Origin of the sequence: Bradyrhizobium sp. NP1, from assembly GCF_030378205.1 — a bacterium.
GTDB lineage: Bacteria > Pseudomonadota > Alphaproteobacteria > Rhizobiales > Xanthobacteraceae > Bradyrhizobium.
Genome location: NZ_CP127385.1, coordinates 3,382,756 through 3,401,804, shown reverse-complemented (window position 1 = coordinate 3,401,804; position 19,049 = coordinate 3,382,756). Strand labels below are relative to the sequence as shown.

Here is a 19,049-nt window from a genome sequence, read left to right as displayed (position 1 = left end):
GCGACGGCGCGACCTCAATCCCATTTCGGCGCAAATCCAAAGTTGGTCAGCCGCGTCCCGGCACTGCCCATCTGGAAAATCTGCGCCATCTCCTCGTCCGACAACTCGAAATCGAAGACGTCGATGTTTTCCGAGAGCCGCTCGAGCTTCGAGGTACGCGGGATCGCCGGAACATTCTGCTGCACCAGCCAGCGCAGGCATACCTGGGCCGCTGTCTTGCGGTAGCGCTCGCCGATCCGCGCGAGCGTCCGGTCCCCCTTGATGCGTCCCTTTGCAACCGGACTATAGGCGACCAGCGCCAGGCCAAGGCTCGCGCAAGCCTCCCTCACCCTGGTCTGGTCGAGATACGGGTGATACTCGACCTGGTCGCAGACCAGCGGAGCCGGGCATTGCGCAACCGCCTGCTCCAGCAGCGCCACCGTGAAATTCGAGACGCCGATGTGCCTGGCGAGGCCGAGCTCCCTCGCCCGCGCCAGCGCGCCCAGCGTTTCCGACAATGGCACCTGCGGATTTGGCCAATGCAGCAGCAGCAGGTCGACCTCGGAAAGCCGGAGCTTGACCAGGCTTTCCTTGGTCGAACGCTCGAGCTCGTTCGGGGCGAAATGCGTGGTCCAGACCTTCGTGGTGATGAAGACCTCGTCGCGCCTGACGCCCGAGGTGCGCAATCCCTCGCCCACCTCGCGCTCGTTCTCGTAGACCTGCGCGGTATCGATGTGCCGATAGCCGAGCTTCAGCGCCTGCGCCACCAGCCGCGCGCAGGTGCGCCCGCGGAGCTCCCAGGTGCCGAGCCCGATCGCTGGAATTCTCGCGCCATTGGCCTCGACAAAGAGCATTTTGCGGATCCGGACCGACCAGGAGCGCATTATGGCGCCCCGACCTCACGCTGCCAACGCACCAACCTGTGCCGCCCTGTCCGTGCTGCCCTGCGGCCCGATCAGGCCTTGGCCAGAGCGGCGAACACCATCTCGGGCGCATGCGCGATGACCGCGAGCAGCGCCCGAGCCGGGCCGCGCGGGGCGCGCTTGCCCTGCTCCCAGTTGCGGATGGTCTCGACGGGCACGCCGAGCTTTTCGGCGAATTGCTGCTGGGTCAGGCAGGCGCGGCGGCGCAAATCGCGCACCTCGAGCGTGCCGGGCTCGGCGGCCGCGCCCGGCATCGCCGGCTGCAGCGGGACTTCCTGCCCGTCGCGCAGCTCGACGATCCGTCCGTCCGCCTTCAATCGCAAGCGCCGCATCATCCAACCCCCAAGGCTGGCATTGTCGGCGATGCCGCTTAAGGATCGATTAACGATATAAGCGCTTGTTCTGGCGCGCTATTTCAATCCGAACCAGAGCGTGGCGATGCCCAGGAAGGCAAAGAATCCGACCACGTCAGTGACCGTCGTGACGAAAGTACCGGAGGCCACCGCCGGGTCGGCGCGCACCCGCTCCAGCACCATGGGAATGAGGATGCCGCCGAGCGCGCCGGCAACGAGGTTGCAGATGATGGCAAGCCCGATGACGAGGCCGAGCCCCGGTATCCTGAACCAGGCGATGGCGGCGACGCCGGTAATGACGGCAAACGCGACGCCGTTGACGAGCCCGACCAGGCTCTCGCGCAGGATCACCCGCAGCGCGTTGGCGGGACCGAGTTCGCGCGTCGCGAGCGCGCGCACCGCGACCGTCATGGTCTGGGTTGCGGCATTGCCGCCCTGGCTCGCGACGATCGGCGCCAGCACGGCGAGCGCCACCATCTGCTGCAACTGGCCTTCGAACAGGCCAAGCACCGACGAGGCGAGGAAGGCGGTCGCGAGATTCACCAACAGCCAGTTGAAGCGGCCGCGCGCGACCGTCCAGACATTGTCCGACAGCTCTTCGTGACGGGTGACGCCGCCGAGCGCCTTCAGATCCTCGTCGGCCTCCTCCTCGATCACGTCGACGACGTCGTCGATGGTGATGACGCCGACCAGCCGGTTCTCGGTGTCGACCACGGGAGCAGCGACCAGGTTGTATTTGCCGAACAGCCGCGCCACCTCCTCCTGATCGTCGAGCACGGAGACGCGGCGGCGATCCTCGTCGATCAGCTCGGCAAGCGGCACCGGCGGGCGCGAGCGCAGCAGGCGATCGAGTGGAATGGCGCCCAGCCAATGCCGGTCGGCATCGACGGCGTAGATTTCGTAGAAGCGCTCCGGCAGATCGGGCGTCTCGCGCATGTAGTCGATCGCCTGGCCGACCGTCCAGCCGAGCGGCGCCGCGATGAAGTCGCTCTGCATCCGCCGCCCGGCGGAGTTCTCGGGATAGAGCAGGCTGCGCTCGAGCGTATCGCGCTCGGACGGCGGCAGCTTTTCGAGGATTTCCTCCTGCTCCTCCTCGTCGAGCGTTTCGAGCAGTTCGACCGCATCGTCGGACTCGAGCTCGCGCACGCCTTCGGCGACCGTCTCCGGTTCCAGCTCCTCGAGGATTTCCTCGCGGACGGATTCATCGACCTCGTTCAGCGCCGAGAAGTCGAAATCGGCGCCGGCGAGCTCGACCAGTCTGACCCGGTCCTCCGGCCCGAGCGCGCCGATCAGGTCGCCAAGGTCGGCCTCGTGCAGTTCCGCCACCACCGCGCGCAGGAACCCGGCGTCGGCGGCCTTGATGCGGCGGGTGATTTCCTCAATGAATTCGGGCCTGATCTGGCCGTCTTCGTCGCGCATCGGAAGACGGTCGAGCACGGAGACGCCGGCATGATCGGCAACGTCCAAATGTTCGACCATGGCGCTGCCTCGCCGGTTTGACAGAATAATTCAACTCGATTGAGCTGGGCTTCCGGGTTTGTTACGCATCCACCGTATCCCTGCTGCAGGCATTACCCAATCGGCAAGACCAAGCGCAAATGAAAAACACGCGCCGACGACGTCGATCCCGTATTCCGCGCAAGGTGGCGCTCGCCGCCCTGGCCTCGCTCGGCCTCGTCGCAGCCGCGAGAGGCGCCGACTGTCCGCGCGCCGGAACGCTCGGCACCTCGCGCGTCCTCACCATCGATGCGGCGACCTATCCGCGCGTCGGGACCAAGAGCTTTCCGCAGACGCTGCCGCTTCGCGACCACGAGGTGGTGCTGACCTTCGACGACGGTCCGTGGCCGCCGACGACGCCGAAGGTGCTCAAGGCGCTGGCGCAGGAGTGCGTGCGCGCGACCTTCTTCCTGATCGGCAAGCCGGCATCGGAGCATCCCGAGCTGGTGCGGCGGATCGCGGCCGAAGGGCACAGCATCGGGCATCATACCTGGACCCATTTCAGCCTGATGCGGATGCCGCGGGCGAACGCCTTCGACGAGATCGATCACGGCATCTCCGCAGTCGAAGCCGCGCTTCACGGGGTTGCGACCACCAAGCCTTCGACGCCGTTCTTCCGCTTTCCCGGCTTCGAGTCCACGCCGGCGACACTCGATATGCTGCAATCGCGCGGCATCATCGTGTTCGGCGCCGACCTCTGGGCCAGCGACTGGAACAAGATGACGCCGAAGCAGGAGTTGAAGCTGCTCACGGACCGCCTCAGGGTCGCGCGCAAGGGCATCATCCTGCTGCACGACCCCAAGGCGCAGACCGCGGCGATGCTGCCGGCTTTCCTGCGGTATCTGAAGGACAACGACTATCACGTCGTGCACATCGTCCCCGGCGCGGTGTCGGCCGAGGCCGAGCAGGCGCCCTGAATGCGGCAACGCGCCGCGGCCGGAGCTGTGCGGTTCAGGGACACCGCGGCTCAAACGTGTGTGAGAATCGACAATTAAGGCCGTATTCATCGCGCAGTATGTAATGATTCGGCCTATCTGAACCCGTGCCGACAGGGCTGAGACGAATTGATGCAAGCTGGCGGCAAGGATGACGTGCAAATGGCGGTGATGCGTCAGGCGTGAATGCGGTGGTACTTGATGATCGGTAACGGCTCGGTCGGCTCGAAGACCCAATCGCGGATCGCCCTTTGCGCCGCTTTCCTCATCGGCGCAATTGCACAGGCCGCGCATGCCGCCGACTGCCCCGGCCATCCCGACGCGCTCGGCACCTCGCGCACCATCGTGGTCGACCCGCGCGAACATCCGCGCATCGGCACCATGCAATATCCGGAGACGCTGCCGCTGCGGGATCACGAGGTGGTGCTGACCTTCGACGACGGCCCGCTGCCCAAGCACAGCAACCAGGTGCTGCAGACCCTCGCCGATCAATGCGTCAAGGCGACCTTCTTCCTGATCGGCAGCCAGGCCCGGGCCAATCCGGAGGGCGTGCGCAAGCTGGTGGCAGCCGGCCACAGCATCGGCACCCACAGCCAGAACCATCCGCTGACCTTCCAGAAGATGCCGGTCGAGAAGGCGCAGGAAGAGATTGACCAGGGCATCGCCTCGGTCACGGCCGCCCTCACCGATCCGAGCGCGCTTTCGCCCTTCTTCCGCATCCCGGGCCTGCTGCGCGCCGAAGGCGTCGAGAACTACCTGGCCTCGCGCGGCATCCAGCTCTGGAGCGCGGATTTTCTCGCCGATGACTGGCATCGCATCTCGTCGGCGCGCGTCCACGACCTTGCGATGAAGCGCCTGGAGGCCAAGGGCAAGGGCATTCTCCTGCTGCACGACATCCAGGCGCGCACCGCGGGCGCGCTGCCGGCAATCCTGCATGACCTGAAGGCGCGCGGCTACCGCATCGTGCATGTGGTGGCGGCGACGCCCGATCGGCCGGCGACGCCGACCGACCCGGCGGAGTGGCAGATGCATCCGCCGTCGGAGAATGTGCCGATCGCACGCTGGCCGAAAATTCCCAATTTCGTTTTTGCCGAACCGCAAACGCTGCCCGCGCCGGTTCTGCCGAGCTTCGACACGCCCGACGGCGCACTGTTCCTTTCCGCCGAGCCGTTCAGCCGCGTGAAGCGGCTCGGCGCCGCACCGACGGCCTGGCCGCGGACCGACGAGCTCGCGGTGCAGAAGGCCGCGATCAGCCTGCCGGTGCCCCAGCAGAGCCTGTTCGAATTGCCGAAGGATGCGCGCGCCGCGTTCGCCTCGATCCAGCCGCGACGCGAGGGGATGCCGGCCGACGCCATGGCCAAGGGCGAGGCGCCGCTGGCCGCCGCGAAAGCGGGAGCAGCCAAGCGCGGGGCTGCAGCGGTCGTTGCCCGCGGGCACGGATCGCGTGCCCATGTCGCCCATGCCGCGCATCCGGCGGCGCGCGCTGGCGCGAAGCCGGCGAAGCACGCCGGCAAGGCCGCGGGTCGCTCGGTCCGCGTCGCCAGCCTGAAGAAGCGCAGCTAGAAGCGTTTTCGAGCGAAAGCCCGCCCCGGACTTGATCCGGGGTGGACACCCGCTCGCGTCAAGAAAACGCGTCAGAGAAGAATCTAGAGCAACGGTTCTGATTTCATCGGAGCCGATGCCCTAGAACTGGAAATAGAGAAACTCGACCCGCTGCCACATGCCGAGCAGCGAGACCACGAAGGCTGCGGCCGTCAGCACGGCCCAGGCGAGATTCGGCCGCCATCGCACCAGCGCGGTCGATTCCGGGCCGCGGCGATATTCATGATAACGGAAGATCTGCGGCACGTTCGGCAGCAGCAGCGCGAAGGCGAGCGCCACCAGCGCCGCGCCCCATCCGATCAGCAACAGCCGCTCCGCGCCGACCATCAGCGGCAGGTCCATCACCCGCAGGATGCCCGGCGACACGTAGGCGTCGCCGCGCGCGGCAACCCCTCCCAACCCGCACAGCAACTGGCCTGCGCCCGCCATGGTCCTGGCGCGAAAGAACACCCAGGCGACGACCACGGCGATGAATGTCAGCGTCCAGCCAAACGCCCGGCCTGTCCAGGTCGGCGACGGCCGGTGCTTTCTCTCGGGACGCCACATCAGCCAGACGTGGTTGACGCAGAGATACGCGCCATGCAGTCCGCCCCACACCAGGAAATTCCACCCTGCCCCGTGCCAGAGCCCGCCGAGCAGCATCGTCAGCATCAGATTGGCATAGCGTCGGCTCGCGCCGCGCCTGTTGCCTCCAAGCGGGATGTAGAGATAGTCGCGCAGGAAGCGCGACAGCGTGATGTGCCAGCGCCGCCAGAAATCGATGATCGAGGTCGCCTTGTAGGGCGAGCGGAAGTTGACCGGCAGGCGAATGCCGAACATGAGCGCAAGCCCGATCGCCATGTCGGAATAGCCGGAAAAATCGAAATAGATCTGCAGCGTGTAGGCGAGCGTCGCCAGCCACGCCCATGACGCAGTCACCGCGCCGCCGCCGTCGACATGGGCAAACACGGGATTGGCGAACTGCGCCAGGTTGTCGGCAATGAACACCTTCTTGAAGAGGCCGGCGGCGAAGATCGCCGACCCCCGCGCGGCAAGCAGCGCGGAGCGGCCGGTACGTCCCCGCTTGAATTGCGGGATCATCTCGGCGTGGTGCACGAGGGGGCCGGCGATCAGATGCGGGAAGAAGGACACGAACAGCGTGTAGCTGACGATGTCGCGCTCGACTTTCGCACCGCGCATCACGTCGACCAGATAGGCGATCTGCTGGAAGGTGAAGAAGGAGATGCCGAGCGGCAGCACGATGTCGGCGAACGGCAGCGAGGCGCCGCTCACCATGCGCAAATTGTCGAGCAGAAAGTTGGTGTACTTGAAGAAGCACAAGAGCGACAGATTGAGCGCGACGCCGGTCATGCCGACCACGCGCCGCCGCGCGGGATCGTCCATCGCCAATCCGAGCGAGAAGTTCGCCAGCACCGAGGCCAGGAACAGCAGCAGATAGACCGGCCGCCAGGCGCCGTAGAAGACCAGCGACGCGCCAACCAGCACCATGATCCCGGCGCGCGGCGAATGGCGCCGTGCCGCCGCGAAGGCGAGGATGGTCGCGGGCAGGAACTGAAAGACGAAGGTGAACGAGCTGAACAGCATGGGCTTTAAGGGTTCAGCTTTGAGACGAGGTACCGCGTGTAGATCGTCACGCCCGAGGCGTTGACGTGCATCTCGTCGGCGTAGTCTTGCTGCGCGAGATCCGGGATGGACCTGATGTCGAGCACATCGAAGCCGCAGCGCTGGCCGGCGTCGCGAACAAGGTTCGCGTACTGGTCATCCCTTTCGCGCCATGCCGCGTCCGACGCCGGGTCATAGCGCGGCGCCCAGGGCGGTATCACGACCGTCAGCTTGCGCGTCAGCCTGGTCATGTCGCACAGCGCCGCAATGCTGAACTTGGCCTTCGGTCCGGACATGTCCCAGCCGGCGTAGTGCGCATGCGAACCGATGTCGGCGGGCCAGCGGTCTTCCGGCTGGGTACGGGCGAGGATCCGCAGACCGAAGCCAGGCGGCGCGGCGCCGAGATCGGCGACGTCCTCGTCCGCCGCAAGCCGGGCCGCAAAGGCTTCGCGAACGAAGCGGATCAGCGTGCCGATCCGCAGCGGCAGGAACGTGCGCATCAGTTCGACGACACTGAGCCGCGCGGCGACGTCGAGCGGATAGACCGCGGCCGACCGCACCCCCTCATTGAACAGGAACGGCGCCACGCTCACAACGGTATGCGCCTCGCGGAAGCGCTCCGGCATCTGGCGCATCACCGCAAGCATGGCGAGCGGCTCGCCGGCGTCATAGGCGATGTTGACCGCGGCACCGGGTGGCTTTCCGATCAATTCCGCGGCGAGCGCCGGATCGACCTGATAGGCGGTGCGGCTCTCCCCGCCGAAGATCAGCACCGGACTTGTTTTCAAGAGCGGCAGATTGGCGGCAAGCGAGGCGGGAATGTCGTCATGGACGCGCTTGGCAAGCGCGAGCAAACCGGCGAGCGCGATGAGCCAAAGCACCGCGCTCAGCACGAGGCTGCCGACGATCCAGCGTGACGCCGCGGCAGAGGCGCGCGACGACGCGGGTGAGAGGTGAACAGCGGTCAGGCTCATGATCGACGCAGTGGAACCGGCCAACGAAGCGCGCGAGTTTTGGCGAGCGGGTTGCGCATGTCAATCGAGGCCGGCCGACCGCGGAATGTTGGAATCGGACCGCTAGTCGGTCACGATCTTGGCGACGCAAAGCAGGACCACGCAGGCCAGGAAGAACAGATCCATGTAGGCTTTCAGCTCGCCGTCGCGGCGCAGCAGGCTGACGTCGATAACCGTCTGCTTGCGTGCGCCGATCGTGCCACCGCCCTCGGTGACCACCGACATCAGCCGCCGCGTCTCGACTTCCAGCCGCTCGATCTTCTGGAAGAAATAGAACGAGCGCAGCGCGGAAGCCGCGCGCATGCCGGCATAGACCAGCACCAGGATGGCGAGGATGGCGCGGTTGTTGTACTTCTCCATGAAGTTGAGGCTGAAATAGACCAGCGCCAGGAACGCGAAATTGGAGAGGAAGCGGTAGACGAAGCTCAGAAGACTCATGCGCGCTCCGGTCGATGGGATCGGTGAGGTGGGCAGTCGGTCGGAACGCGACTGGGGATCGCTCCGGGCAGGCCGGATGGCCGACCGGACGTGAACGCGTGTCGATCTACGCTGACATTGTTACAGCCGTGATGCTCGAGCGCGGATCGGCAGCCCGCCAGTTGGAGGCGCCTGCGCGTCCCGGCCTTTTACCGGGGCGCGGTCACATTGCAAGATGCCCCATGGCAAATTGCGACCGTGCGGAAATGGAACCGGGCCGGGAGCTTCGTGCGGATTGCATTCTGGGCAGCCTGCGATCGACCTGCTCGCTTGGTTCGGGAGACGATACGGCCGTGACGATCATGAAACGACGCAATGCCCTTGCATTCCTGGCCGGCGCTGGCGCGCTAGCCGCCTTGCCCGGCGCGGCGGTCGCGCAGGCTCCCTATCCGGGCCGGCCGGTGCGCATCATCGCCGGCTTTGCGGCGGGTGGCGGCGTCGATATCGCCGCGCGGCTGATCGGCCAGTGGCTGTCGGAACGGCTTGGCCAGCCCTTCGTGGTGGAAAACCGCACCGGCGCGGACGGCAACATCGCCACCGAAGCGGTCGTCAACGCAGCCCCCGACGGCTACACGCTGCTGCTCGCGACCGTGCCCAATGCCGTCAATGCGACGCTTTATCCCAAGCTGAATTTCGTGTTTCTGCGCGACATCGCAGCCGTGGCCGGCGTCATCCGCGTGCCGATGGTGCTGCTTGTCCACCCGTCCCTGCCCGTGACGACGCTCGCCGAACTGATCGCCTACGCCAAGGCCAGCCCGGGCAAGATCAACATGGCTTCCGCCGGCACCGGCAGCGCACCGCATATGGCGGGCGAATTGTTCAATTCCATGGCGGGGACCCGCATGGTCCACATCCCCTATCGCGGCCAGAGCCAGGCCCTGTCCGACCTCATAGCCGGACAGGTCGAGGTGCTGTTCGCCGCCGCCCCCGGCACGGCCGACTATATCCGCATCGGCAGGCTGCGCGCGCTGGCGACGACCGCGGCCTCCGGCGCCGAGCTGTTGAAGGATCTGCCGACGATTGCAACCGCCCTGCCCGGCTATGAGGCGAGCCAGTGGTACGGCATCGCCGTGCCGACCAAGACGCCCGCCGACATCGTCGATCGCCTGAACCGCGAGATCAACGCCGCGTTTGCCGACGACGCCATGGAGGCGCGCTTTGCTGCAATCGGCGGCGATCCGCTGCCGAGTCCGCCGGCCGCATTCGGCAGGCTGATGTCGGAGGAAACCGAAAAGTGGTCAGCCGTGGTGAAGTCCACCGGCATCCGGGTGGAATAGCGACGCCGACCGTCACTGCATCGAATGGCGGTTCGCGCGCGGCTGAGCTAGGATGATGCGCGCCACTTGAGACGTGGAGTGAGCCGATGCCGCGCAAGGGAATCACGGGCCACGACGAATGGGTTGTCACGGAGGCGCTCGCCACGGCCTTCGTCGCGCTCGAGCAGCTTCCGCCCAAGCATCAGCCGCGGGCGCATATGGAGGATATCCGCAAGCTGCTCGCCAACGGGCGCGACGCCGCCGCCGTCACGCTGCATCTGGCGCAGGCCAAGTGCCGGCTGTTTCCCGAAATCGACCCATTGCGCATCTATGAGCAATATGGACTCGGCGACGGCTCGGGCTGACCAAGCGGCGCCACGATTCGCTGCCGATCGCGCGCAGGCGCTTTTGCCGACCGCGTTCGCCCTGCCGATATCGGGAAAATGCCGTCTGCGGGGAAATGGCGCGCTCGGCCACGTCGAATATGACAGCAATTTCAATTTCTTATAGAGATGAATTAAGCAAAATGCATTTACGGCTTATAGCAAGTGAACTAGCCGCCACCCCACTCGGAGGCGCTCCTTCCGTTCCACAAGTATCCGCCCGCGGACACGCCAGTTGCGCCGTCTGGATTGACGTAGTTCGGATGCAAAACACGTGATCTGACCAGCGGCCGATCCTTCATCGTCGGTTCCTCGATTGAGGGCACCACAAAATACAATCGATCCGCGTCTTTAGAGTGCAATTGAGGTTATCGCCGCATGTGCACCGAATGCGCAAAGTTGGGGGGATTGCGGCGCCAATCCCTATTTCAGCGTCAGCGCAGAGCTACCCGAGCCGCCAATTCCCAAGGAGGTTCTGATGCGCATTCTGGCCTTTGCGACTTTGGCGATCGGGACGGTCTCAATAGCGCCGGCGGCGGCCCAGACATACAATCCGGCTTATCCGGTTTGCCTGCACGTGTATACCCGGGGAGCGAACTATTACGAATGCCGCTACACGTCGCTGCCCCAATGCAACATGTCTGCGTCGGGCCGCGCGGCTCAGTGCGTCATCAACCCCTATTTTGGGAGCACGCCAGTGCCCGCGGGACGACGTTATCGCCACGTCTACTAAAGTTGTTTGCGGGCAACGAACCGGGCCGTGGGTTCGGAGCTTCGGTCCCGCTCTTTCTATTGGGCGTGATAGGCCTCGACCGCATGCGCCAGGAAAATACCGGCGCTGAACAATGCAATTAACGCAGAGGCTAACTCAAACATCGAACTTACCCTTCCGGTCTGCGAGCTGCTCGTGCCTTAATAAGAGCTCGGCGTTTCAGGATGGTTTCATCGCTCCGGGAAAATGGTTTCGTCGCGGCATCTTCGGGTGTGTGCGCCCTTTTCTGAGCTTCAGTGGCAGCCACGACACAGCCGCCGGCACAAAATATCGGCGAGTTTTCCACATAATGCGGCCGCTAGGGCGCGGGCTTCGATCCCGCCTCTAAAGTGGAGCTTTTAACTTGGGCATGGGGACCTTCTTGCGCTCGGTCACATAGTGCCACAGCAGGTGGCCCGCCGACTGAGCACTATGAGCCGCGCGCTGAACAATGCCGTCCCTGGCGGGCTCTGACCACAGAGCGGTCGCGAGCATGACAACCGCTCCGACCACAAGGACCATCACGTCGAATTTGATACGTCGTGGGATTTTCGCAAACGGTGGGGGCATGACTTGAGCCCTCCGCGATCTGCATTCTGCGACGGCCCGGGCGCGGCGGCTGTGATCTAGTTCACGTGGGACCGAAAAAAATAGAGCCCACCGGAACACCAACCCGACAGGTCGAGTACGACACTGTCTGTGAATTGAACCATCTCTTCGGATTGGGTATTCCGAGTTGCCTCAGCCTAACACGGGAGACAAGCATGCAAGTCGCGGTCGTCGGGGCTGGGGCCGTCGGGTGCTATTATGGCGGTCTGCTGGCGAGGGCCGGCCATGACGTGACGTTCATCGGCAGGCGAACGCACGTCGACGCGATCAACGCGCATGGCCTTCTCCTGGATACGCAACTTTTCAAGGGGTATTTGCCGGCCAGGGCGGCCACGGATACAAGCTCCCTCGGCTCACCAGAGTTGGTGCTCTTCTGCGTGAAGTCTGCCGATACCGAAGAAGCAGGTCGGTCTTTGGTCGGACGCCTGCGCACGGAAGCGTCGGTTCTCAGTCTTCAGAACGGTGTCGACAATCCCCAGCGTCTCCGCGCCATCACCGGCCACCCTGTCATTCCCGCCGTGGTCTACGTCGACAGCGAAATGGCCGGGCCAGGCCACATCAAGCACCACGGAGGCGGAGCGCTCGTGATCGGCGCTTCGCCTGCGAGCGAGACCCTGGCGCAAGCGCTCAAGGCAGCCGACATCCAGACGGCGATCTCAGACGATATCGAAAGGATCCAGTGGAGCAAGCTGGCCACGAACTGCGCCTACAACGCGCTTTCTGCCGTCGCGGGCATCTCCTACGGACCGATGTCGGAGGTCGAAGGTACGAAGGATGTCGTGGCGAGGGCGGTGCAGGAAGTCGTGATGGTCGCCCGTGCATGCGGCGTATCGATGCCGGAAGATCTGCTGGAACAGATATTGAAAATCCCCGCCGCCATGCCGAACCAGCTGTCATCAACAGCGCAGGATCTCGCGCGCGGCAAACCAAGCGAGATCGATTTTCTCAACGGCTACGTGGTGCGGAAAGGCACCGAGCTGGGCATTCCGACTCCAACCAATCAGGCCCTCCAGTTGATGGTGAAGCTGGCGGAGCGAAGCAAAGAGGCGCCTCGGCTGTAGCGCTGGAAGCTGACGATCCCGCAATGCTCGCGGATCATCAGAAGAAGCGCTCGGGCTACCGTTGAGCCAACCGCATGCAGCCTGCCGATATCAGGAAAATTCCGTCTGCGGGGAAATGGTGCGCTCGGAGGGACTCGAACCCCCACGATGTTACTCACTGCCACCTCAAGGCAGCGCGTCTACCAATTCCGCCACGAGCGCTAAGGTCGGCCGACCCGGGTCCCCGGACCCGGCCGGATCACGGCGCCGATGTAACAAATCGAAAGTTGCCGGACAAGGCCGCACTGGCAGGCTTTTTTGCCGCGAGCGGCGCGATCAGCGGGTGCCCGGCAGCCGCGGCAGCATCTGCTTGACTTCGACGGCGATTCGGTTGCGGTCGACCAGCACCACGCCGCTCGCAACCGGCAGGCTGTTGGCCAGCACCTTGACCTCGTCGGCCTCGGTCGCGTCCAGTTCGATGATGGCGCCGCGGGAAAGCCGCATTACCTGATGGATCGGCATGGTGGTGGTCCCAAGGACCACCATCAGGTCTACGGTGACTTTATCGAGGGTTGGCACTTCACTACCGCCGCACGAGGACTGCACAATTGCTACCCAGGAGATCACCACGTTATGGTTAGCCGATGGTTAATGACCGCCAAAACCTTGATTTGACGCGATTTGCGACCCTGAACCGGCCGGAAGGCGTGGAATGGCGCGTCTCGGACCGGCCGGTTCCCTATCCCGAGGCGGTCGCGGCGATGGAATCGCGGGTGGCGGCGATCGCGGCCGGGGAAGCGCCGGAACTGGTGTGGCTGCTGGAGCACCCCCCGCTCTACACCTCCGGCACCAGCGGCAGGGCGTCGGACCTGCTCGATCCCCGCTTTCCCACCTTCCAGACCGGCCGCGGCGGCCAGATCACCTATCACGGGCCCGGCCAGCGCGTGGCCTATGTGATGCTCGACCTGAAGCGGCGGCAGCCGGACGTGCGCGCCTTCGTGGCCGGCCTCGAGGAATGGATCATCCGCACGCTGGCGCATTTCAACGTGCGCGGCGAGCGGCGTGAGGACCGCGTCGGCGTCTGGGTCCGGCGGCCCGACAAGGGCGAAGGCTTCGAGGACAAGATTGCCGCCATCGGGGTGCGGCTGAAGCGTTGGGTGTCGTTCCACGGCATCGCCATCAATGTCGAGCCGGACCTAGCGCATTTTTCGGCGATCGTGCCGTGCGGGGTTTCCGATCCCCGCTTCGGCGTCACCTCGCTGGTCGATCTCGGCCTTCCGGTCAGCCTGGCCGACGTTGACATCACGCTCCGCCAGGCATTCGAGGAAGTCTTCGGCGCGACCGGCGTGCGGCTGCCCGAGACAGCCGCCTGACGCAGCTCACGCCGCGGCGCGCTGCGGCGCCACTTCCAGCTTGCCGGCGATGTAGCGCCGCTCCTGCGACAGGCCGCCAAAGCCATAGGCATCGCCGCGCACCTCGTCGACATGGGCGTAGCTCTCATGGTGCAGCGGCCCCAGCAGCTCGCCCATGCGCGCGAACAGCGCCGCGAGCCAGGCCGCCTTCTCGTCCTTGGTATTGGTCCCCTCGCTGACATGGACGTCGATCCAGAAGCTTGCGAGCTTCTGCTCCGCGAGTGAGCGGCCGCCGGCGAACCAGTCGGCCGCATCGACATGCTTGACGATGACCGCGGTGACCTTCGGATCCTTGCGCAGGATCGTCGCGGTCAGTTCGGAGACGGCGGCCGCGATGTCTGCCTTCAGCGAAGGCGATTGCCGCGACGTCGAGTAGCTGACGGTGATGAGGGGCATGATCGTTCTCCCGATGGTGGGCGGGGACGCGCGACCTCCAGGTAGACCGGCCGGCATCATTTTGGTACCTTATCTCGATCGATAACAATGATAAGACATATTTATGAATGCCACCCTCGATATTCCGACCGTCCAGGCCTTCGTGCTGGTGGCGGAACTCAAGAGCTTCACCCGTGCCGCGGAAGCGCTCGGCACCACCCAGGCTTCTGTCAGCATGAAGCTGCAGCGGCTCGAGGCCCTGCTCGGCCGGCGGCTGGTCGAGCGCTCGCCGCGCGCCGTGCGGCTGACCGCCGAAGGCGCGGCGTTCCTCGATCGCGCACAGGCGTTGATCGCGGCGCATGCCGAGGCGCTGTCGGGAACGCAGCCGGCACGGCAGCAACTGTCACTCGGGATCAGCGATCATGTCGCAGGCCCCGAGCTGGTGGCGCTGATCGAGCGGCTGCATGCGGTCTCGCCGCAATTGTCGCTCGCGCTCAGCATCGGCTTCTCGCACGAACTCGTCGAAATCTATGATGCCGGCAGGCTCGATGCAGTGATCGTGCGGCAGGAAGGCGGCCGGCGCAGCGGCGAGAAACTCGCCGAGGACGACTACGGCTGGTACGCCTCCGCGCGCTGGCGGACACGGCGCGGCGATCGGCTGCCGCTGGCCACGCTAGCGCCACCCTGCGGCGTGCGCGCGATCGCGCTTCGTGCGCTCGACAAGGCTGGCATCAAGTGGAGCGAAACCTTCGTCGGCGGCGGCGTCATGGCAGTTGCCTCAGCCGCGCTCGCGGGGCTCGCGGTCGCGCCATTGGCGCGGCGGATTGCGCCGCCGGGCCTCGCCGATGTCGGCCCCGCGCTCGGCCTGCCACGGCTCGGCTCCTCGAAGGTGGTGCTGCATTCCAAGGTCAGCGACCCCGTCAAGCTCGCCGCCTTGCGCACCGTCGCAGCGACGTTCCGCAGCCTCGCCAAGGCCGGCTAGATCGCGGCACGACGGGCCGCCGCGCCCCAGGCCCCGCGGTCGCAACGAAACCCCGCCGCCGGCCTTGAACTTCCGATATCCTCGACTATTCGATAACATGTTGCCAAAACTACATTTTCTTCCAATCCATCGATAGTTGCCCGTCGAGAGGGAACGAAACCCTTTCTGGTGCGTTTGGCCAGCTTCGAGGCGGGGTTCTGATGGTCCAAATAGACAAGCAACAAAGGGACTTGTTCGAGAGCGAGCGCAATTTCAGGCTTCTCGTCGAGGGCGTCGCGGACTACGCGCTCTATATGCTCGACCCCACCGGCATCATCACCAGCTGGAACATCGGCGGCCAGCGGATCAAGGGCTATTCGACTGAGGAAATCCTCGGCCAGCACTTTTCCCGTTTCTATACCGAAACCGACCGCGCCAACGGCAAGCCCGCGCGCGCACTCGGCATCGCGCGCGAACAGGGCCGCTATGAGGAGGAAGGCTGGCGCGTCCGCAAGGACGGAACCTTCTTCTGGGCCAGCGTGATCATCGATCCGATCTATGAGGGCGGCAGGCTGGTCGGCTTCGCCAAGATCACCCGCGACATCACGGAGCGTCGTAACGCCCAGCTCAAGCTCGAGCAGATGCAGAAGCATCTCGCGGAGTCGCAGAAGCTCGATGCGCTGGGGCAGCTTACCGGCGGCGTCGCGCATGACTTCAATAACCTTCTGATGATCGTGAGCGGCAGCCTGCACGTCCTGAAGAAAGGGATCAGCAACGCTCCGAAGCTCGAGCGAGCAATTGCGGCGATCGACATGGCGACCAAGCGCGGAGCGGCGCTGACCAGCCAGTTGCTGACCTTCGCCCGGCGGCAGAGCGTCAATCCGGAGGTGGTCAACGTTGCCGCGCAGATCGCGGAGATCCGCGACGTGCTGCATACCGGTATCGGCGGCGCTTCCCGGCTTACGTTCGATGTCGACGAGAATGCGTGGCCGGTCAGGGTCGACGTGGCGGAACTGGAAACCGCATTGGTCAATCTCGTCATCAATGCGCGCGATGCCATGCCCGACGGCGGCACGATCACGGTCAGTGCCCGCAATCGGACAATCGGCGAAGGGCCTGATGCCATCGACTATGTCGCAGTGAGCGTCCACGACAGCGGAACCGGCATCGCGCCCGACATCCAGGGCAAGATTTTCGATCCGTTCTTCACGACCAAGCCGGTCGGCAAGGGCACCGGCCTTGGCCTCTCCCAGGTGCACGGCTTTGCCCACCAGGCCGGCGGCACCGTCAACGTCGAGAGCGAACTCGGCGCGGGCACCAGGGTGACGCTGCTGCTGCCGCGCGAGGGCGGCGAGCCCGAAGTCCGGACCCCGCAGGTGGCGAAGGTCAACCGCAGCGGAACCGTGCTGCTGGTCGAGGATAATCCCGATGTCGCCTCGGTGAGTTGCAGTCTGCTCGAACAGCTCGGCTACACCGTGCGCCGCGTAGCCGATGCCGAGACCGCGCTGGTCGAGATCGAGCTTGACGGCATCGATCTTGTTTTCTCCGACATCGTGATGCCCGGCAAGATGGACGGACTGAGCCTTGCGCACCGCCTGAAGGAGAAGCGCCCGAACCTGCCGATCCTGCTTGTAACCGGCTACAGCGATGCCGCCCGGAACGTGCGCGGCACCTTCCCGATCCTGCGCAAGCCCTACGAGATCCATCAGTTGAGCGAGGCGATCGCGAAGCTGCCGCGCTGACGCGGGCGGCCAGCCCGCGCGCCGCTGCTCAGAGGATCGCCTCGAAAGCGCTGCGCAGGGTTTCGTGACGGAACACGAAACCGTTCATCATCGCCTTGTTCGGCAGAACCCGCTGGCCTCCGAGCAGAAGCTCGTTGGCGAAGTCTCCGCCGACGCGGCGCAGCAGCGCCGCCGGGACACGGAAAATCGCGGGCCGATGCAGCCGCCGGCCGAGCTCTTCGGTGAATTTCAGGTTGGTGACGGGAATCGGCGCGGTGGCGTTGACGGCACCTGAGATTTCCGGCCGGGCGATGACATAGGCGATCAGGCGCACCAGATCGTCGCGTTCGATCCACGACATCCACTGCCGCCCGGAGCCGAGCGGCCCGCCGAGGCCGAACTCGAACGGTGTGAGCATACGCGTGACAAAGCCGCCATCAGTACCGAGCACGAGCCCGATCCGCAGGTGAACCAGCCTGACGCCATGCTCCGTCGCCGGGTGCGCCGCCTGCTCCCAGGCTTCACAGATCTCGTGGCTGAAGCAGCCGTGGGATTTTGCGGACTCGGTGAGCACCTGGTCCTGCCAGAGCCCATACCAGCCGATCGCCGATCCGCTGACCAGGACCGCCGGCTTGCGCTCCAGTCTCTCGATCAGCTTGATGACACCGCGGGTCATGTCGACGCGGGACGAGATGATCCTGCGGCGCTTTTCTTCGGTCCAAAGCCCGTCGCCGATCGGCTCGCCCGCAAGATTCACGACGGCGTCGATCCGCGCATCCGCCGGCAGCTGATCGAGGCTGGTGATCAGCCTGATCGGCGCCGGCAGTGCTTCCGCTTTCGCTCGGCTGCGAACCAACGCGATCACGTCATGCCCGGCCGTGACGAGGCCGGCGACGAGCCGGCTTCCGACAAAGCCGGTGGCTCCGGTGACCAGCACGACCTGCCGCGCCGGCAGCGCATCGACGAGTTCACCCGCGGGCGGAGCGTTAAGCCGCGCCAGGCGGCCGGCGGCGGCAAGGTCGCGCACGCCAAACAGCGCGACGCCAATGGCAGCCGCCGTCGCGAGCGCGCTGAACAGCCCCGCATAGGCCGGCTTGATCGCGGTCGGCTGCATCGCCCAATCGATTAGGACCGGCAGCAGCAGCACGAGGATGGCGCCATAGTTGATGGCAAGCAGCGTATGGTTGATGCGCTCGCTCGCCGGCAATTTGCGGCTCAAATCCTCCTCGACGAAATCCATCAGCGTGATGATGACTTCGACGACGAGCACCGCGATGACGAGGATCGCCCAGATGCCGTGAATTTCGAGCCAGCCGAGCACCAGGAAAAGCAGGGCGTACAGCATGTTGCGCACGGCATGGAGCCTAAGCTCGTGGCGCTGCGAGGGCCGCCACGCCAGCCGCTCGGTGAGTTCATGGTGGTAAAGCGTATCGAATGCCCCCATCGCGATCTGAAGGGCGACGAGCGTCCATAGCAGCGGCGTCATGACGAAGCCTCCCTGAACACAGCGGACTGGCGAATGATTTCCCCGAAACGGGGATGGACGACTTCCTGCGTGAAGCGAAATTCGCCGCCGCCGAGATCCTTGTGGGTCACCGTAAGCACGCCCGGCGTCAGCCATGCCGGCATCGGCAACCGCAGCCGGCCTGCGCCGAACGAATAGCCGACGCTGCGGAACACGAGCACTTCCTGCTCGACGCTGACGCGCAGCGCCATGCTGATGCCAAAGCCGACATATTCCTCGAGGCCGGTCGGACCGGCAAAACACTTTGCCGAGCGAATCACCTGGGGGAATCTGCGCCTGCGAGCGCAGATGCGCGTCCAGGTCTGGCCACCTGCGCTCGCGTCCTCGGTCACCGTGACGATGATGGGAACACCTGTCGCAGCACTGGTCGGCAGCGGCCCGCCGATCGCCCGCAGGAGCTGCGCAATCCACCAGCCGATCCGGCTGAGGCACGCTTCGTCGACCAGACCGACATAGACGATCGTCTTGCCGTCCGACAGCCGCTTGGAGAAGCGTCGCCAGATCGCGACCGGAAGACGTCCCCAGTCCTCATCCGAAAGCAGCGCGCGGAAGCGGCTGTCATCGAGCAATCTGGCATCGGGCGTTCGCGATCTCGGAATTCTTGTCGATGCCATCGCGCACTCCCGCTGCGGCCA

The 19,049-nt window shown here is 65.2% G+C and carries 19 protein-coding genes and 1 tRNA gene; 9 read left to right on the top strand and 11 right to left on the bottom strand.

The window, feature by feature from the left end:
- Nucleotides 1-14: 14 nt before the first annotated feature.
- From QOU61_RS16190 to mgtE, 3 genes are all read right to left on the bottom strand, one after another.
- Nucleotides 15-833 (bottom strand): aldo/keto reductase, encoded by an 819-nt coding sequence (locus QOU61_RS16190; RefSeq protein ID WP_289660300.1) that lies wholly within the window; start codon nt 831-833, stop codon nt 15-17.
- 101 nt (nt 834-934) lie between these two features.
- A complete protein-coding gene (locus QOU61_RS16185; RefSeq protein ID WP_289660298.1) occupies nt 935-1,237 on the bottom strand; it encodes a helix-turn-helix domain-containing protein in 303 nt (100 codons plus the stop codon).
- A gap of 75 nt (nt 1,238-1,312) precedes the next feature.
- On the bottom strand, nt 1,313-2,734 hold the full coding sequence (gene mgtE / locus QOU61_RS16180; RefSeq protein ID WP_289660295.1) for a magnesium transporter: 1,422 nt from the start codon (nt 2,732-2,734) through the stop codon (nt 1,313-1,315).
- 119 nt (nt 2,735-2,853) lie between these two features.
- Between mgtE and QOU61_RS16175 the strand changes: the two genes are divergently transcribed.
- Together QOU61_RS16175 and QOU61_RS16170 are read left to right on the top strand one after the other, a co-directional pair.
- On the top strand, nt 2,854-3,669 hold the full coding sequence (locus QOU61_RS16175) for a polysaccharide deacetylase family protein (RefSeq protein ID WP_289660294.1): 816 nt from the start codon (nt 2,854-2,856) through the stop codon (nt 3,667-3,669).
- Nucleotides 3,670-3,888: 219 nt separating this feature from the next.
- Nucleotides 3,889-5,250 carry a polysaccharide deacetylase family protein gene (locus tag QOU61_RS16170; RefSeq protein ID WP_289660293.1) on the top strand — a complete coding sequence of 454 codons (1,362 nt, stop codon included), beginning with the start codon at nt 3,889-3,891 and terminating at the stop codon, nt 5,248-5,250.
- 120 nt (nt 5,251-5,370) lie between these two features.
- Here QOU61_RS16170 and QOU61_RS16165 read toward each other — a convergent pair whose 3' ends face one another.
- The 3 genes from QOU61_RS16165 to QOU61_RS16155 all read right to left on the bottom strand — a co-directional run bounded on the left by QOU61_RS16165 (nt 5,371) and on the right by QOU61_RS16155 (nt 8,342).
- Complete coding sequence (locus tag QOU61_RS16165) at nt 5,371-6,873, bottom strand: MBOAT family O-acyltransferase (RefSeq protein WP_289660291.1); 1,503 nt, start codon at nt 6,871-6,873, stop codon at nt 5,371-5,373.
- Between the two features lie 5 nt (nt 6,874-6,878).
- Nucleotides 6,879-7,865, bottom strand: coding sequence for a hypothetical protein (locus QOU61_RS16160; RefSeq protein ID WP_289660289.1), 987 nt, complete (start codon nt 7,863-7,865; stop codon nt 6,879-6,881).
- 102 nt (nt 7,866-7,967) lie between these two features.
- Nucleotides 7,968-8,342 carry a hypothetical protein gene (locus tag QOU61_RS16155; protein WP_289660288.1) on the bottom strand — a complete coding sequence of 125 codons (375 nt, stop codon included), beginning with the start codon at nt 8,340-8,342 and terminating at the stop codon, nt 7,968-7,970.
- Between the two features lie 341 nt (nt 8,343-8,683).
- Here QOU61_RS16155 and QOU61_RS16150 point away from each other — a divergent pair, with 341 nt between their 5' ends.
- The 4 genes from QOU61_RS16150 to QOU61_RS16135 all read left to right on the top strand — a co-directional run bounded on the left by QOU61_RS16150 (nt 8,684) and on the right by QOU61_RS16135 (nt 12,441).
- Nucleotides 8,684-9,658: a tripartite tricarboxylate transporter substrate binding protein gene (locus tag QOU61_RS16150; protein WP_289661546.1), complete on the top strand. Its 975-nt coding sequence runs from the start codon at nt 8,684-8,686 to the stop codon at nt 9,656-9,658.
- Between the two features lie 86 nt (nt 9,659-9,744).
- Nucleotides 9,745-10,002, top strand: a complete 258-nt coding sequence (locus QOU61_RS16145; protein ID WP_289660287.1) for a hypothetical protein — start codon at nt 9,745-9,747, stop codon at nt 10,000-10,002.
- 496 nt (nt 10,003-10,498) lie between these two features.
- Nucleotides 10,499-10,753: a DUF3551 domain-containing protein gene (locus QOU61_RS16140; protein WP_289660283.1), complete on the top strand. Its 255-nt coding sequence runs from the start codon at nt 10,499-10,501 to the stop codon at nt 10,751-10,753.
- 782 nt (nt 10,754-11,535) lie between these two features.
- Nucleotides 11,536-12,441 (top strand): ketopantoate reductase family protein, encoded by a 906-nt coding sequence (locus tag QOU61_RS16135; protein WP_289660281.1) that lies wholly within the window; start codon nt 11,536-11,538, stop codon nt 12,439-12,441.
- A gap of 116 nt (nt 12,442-12,557) precedes the next feature.
- Here QOU61_RS16135 and QOU61_RS16130 read toward each other — a convergent pair.
- Together QOU61_RS16130 and QOU61_RS16125 are read right to left on the bottom strand one after the other, a co-directional pair.
- Nucleotides 12,558-12,642, bottom strand: a tRNA-Leu gene (locus QOU61_RS16130).
- A gap of 114 nt (nt 12,643-12,756) precedes the next feature.
- Nucleotides 12,757-12,999, bottom strand: a complete 243-nt coding sequence (locus QOU61_RS16125) for a FliM/FliN family flagellar motor switch protein (protein WP_289660278.1) — start codon at nt 12,997-12,999, stop codon at nt 12,757-12,759.
- A gap of 65 nt (nt 13,000-13,064) precedes the next feature.
- On the opposite strand from QOU61_RS16125, the gene lipB reads away from it, so the two are divergent.
- Nucleotides 13,065-13,793 carry a lipoyl(octanoyl) transferase LipB gene (lipB, locus tag QOU61_RS16120; RefSeq protein WP_289660275.1) on the top strand — a complete coding sequence of 243 codons (729 nt, stop codon included), beginning with the start codon at nt 13,065-13,067 and terminating at the stop codon, nt 13,791-13,793.
- A 6-nt stretch (nt 13,794-13,799) separates the two neighbouring features.
- On the opposite strand, the gene QOU61_RS16115 is transcribed toward lipB, so the two are convergent.
- Complete coding sequence (locus QOU61_RS16115) at nt 13,800-14,228, bottom strand: tautomerase family protein (RefSeq protein WP_289660273.1); 429 nt, start codon at nt 14,226-14,228, stop codon at nt 13,800-13,802.
- Between the two features lie 103 nt (nt 14,229-14,331).
- Here QOU61_RS16115 and QOU61_RS16110 point away from each other — a divergent pair, with 103 nt between their 5' ends.
- Nucleotides 14,332-15,189, top strand: a complete 858-nt coding sequence (locus QOU61_RS16110; RefSeq protein WP_289660271.1) for a LysR family transcriptional regulator — start codon at nt 14,332-14,334, stop codon at nt 15,187-15,189.
- 200 nt (nt 15,190-15,389) lie between these two features.
- Nucleotides 15,390-16,910 carry a PAS domain-containing hybrid sensor histidine kinase/response regulator family protein gene (locus tag QOU61_RS16105; RefSeq protein WP_289660268.1) on the top strand — a complete coding sequence of 507 codons (1,521 nt, stop codon included), beginning with the start codon at nt 15,390-15,392 and terminating at the stop codon, nt 16,908-16,910.
- A gap of 28 nt (nt 16,911-16,938) precedes the next feature.
- On the opposite strand, the gene QOU61_RS16100 is transcribed toward QOU61_RS16105, so the two are convergent.
- Nucleotides 16,939-18,375, bottom strand: coding sequence for a TIGR01777 family oxidoreductase (locus QOU61_RS16100; RefSeq protein WP_289660266.1), 1,437 nt, complete (start codon nt 18,373-18,375; stop codon nt 16,939-16,941).
- Nucleotides 18,372-19,028, bottom strand: coding sequence for a DUF4166 domain-containing protein (locus tag QOU61_RS16095; protein WP_289660264.1), 657 nt, complete (start codon nt 19,026-19,028; stop codon nt 18,372-18,374). Before QOU61_RS16095 ends, QOU61_RS16100 begins: the two co-directional genes overlap by 4 nt.
- Between the last annotated feature and the right edge of the window lie 21 nt (nt 19,029-19,049).

Coding starts and splice junctions, on each gene's coding strand:
- QOU61_RS16190 (WP_289660300.1), bottom strand. CDS start 833: ATGCTCTTTGTCGAGGCCAATGGCGCGAGAATTCCAGCGATCGGGCTC.
- QOU61_RS16185 (WP_289660298.1), bottom strand. CDS start 1,237: ATGATGCGGCGCTTGCGATTGAAGGCGGACGGACGGATCGTCGAGCTG.
- mgtE (WP_289660295.1), bottom strand. CDS start 2,734: ATGGTCGAACATTTGGACGTTGCCGATCATGCCGGCGTCTCCGTGCTC.
- QOU61_RS16175 (WP_289660294.1), top strand. CDS start 2,854: ATGAAAAACACGCGCCGACGACGTCGATCCCGTATTCCGCGCAAGGTG.
- QOU61_RS16170 (WP_289660293.1), top strand. CDS start 3,889: ATGATCGGTAACGGCTCGGTCGGCTCGAAGACCCAATCGCGGATCGCC.
- QOU61_RS16165 (WP_289660291.1), bottom strand. CDS start 6,873: ATGCTGTTCAGCTCGTTCACCTTCGTCTTTCAGTTCCTGCCCGCGACC.
- QOU61_RS16160 (WP_289660289.1), bottom strand. CDS start 7,865: ATGAGCCTGACCGCTGTTCACCTCTCACCCGCGTCGTCGCGCGCCTCT.
- QOU61_RS16155 (WP_289660288.1), bottom strand. CDS start 8,342: ATGAGTCTTCTGAGCTTCGTCTACCGCTTCCTCTCCAATTTCGCGTTC.
- QOU61_RS16150 (WP_289661546.1), top strand. CDS start 8,684: ATGAAACGACGCAATGCCCTTGCATTCCTGGCCGGCGCTGGCGCGCTA.
- QOU61_RS16145 (WP_289660287.1), top strand. CDS start 9,745: ATGCCGCGCAAGGGAATCACGGGCCACGACGAATGGGTTGTCACGGAG.
- QOU61_RS16140 (WP_289660283.1), top strand. CDS start 10,499: ATGCGCATTCTGGCCTTTGCGACTTTGGCGATCGGGACGGTCTCAATA.
- QOU61_RS16135 (WP_289660281.1), top strand. CDS start 11,536: ATGCAAGTCGCGGTCGTCGGGGCTGGGGCCGTCGGGTGCTATTATGGC.
- lipB (WP_289660275.1), top strand. CDS start 13,065: ATGGTTAATGACCGCCAAAACCTTGATTTGACGCGATTTGCGACCCTG.
- QOU61_RS16115 (WP_289660273.1), bottom strand. CDS start 14,228: ATGCCCCTCATCACCGTCAGCTACTCGACGTCGCGGCAATCGCCTTCG.
- QOU61_RS16110 (WP_289660271.1), top strand. CDS start 14,332: ATGAATGCCACCCTCGATATTCCGACCGTCCAGGCCTTCGTGCTGGTG.
- QOU61_RS16105 (WP_289660268.1), top strand. CDS start 15,390: ATGGTCCAAATAGACAAGCAACAAAGGGACTTGTTCGAGAGCGAGCGC.
- QOU61_RS16100 (WP_289660266.1), bottom strand. CDS start 18,375: ATGACGCCGCTGCTATGGACGCTCGTCGCCCTTCAGATCGCGATGGGG.
- QOU61_RS16095 (WP_289660264.1), bottom strand. CDS start 19,028: ATGGCATCGACAAGAATTCCGAGATCGCGAACGCCCGATGCCAGATTG.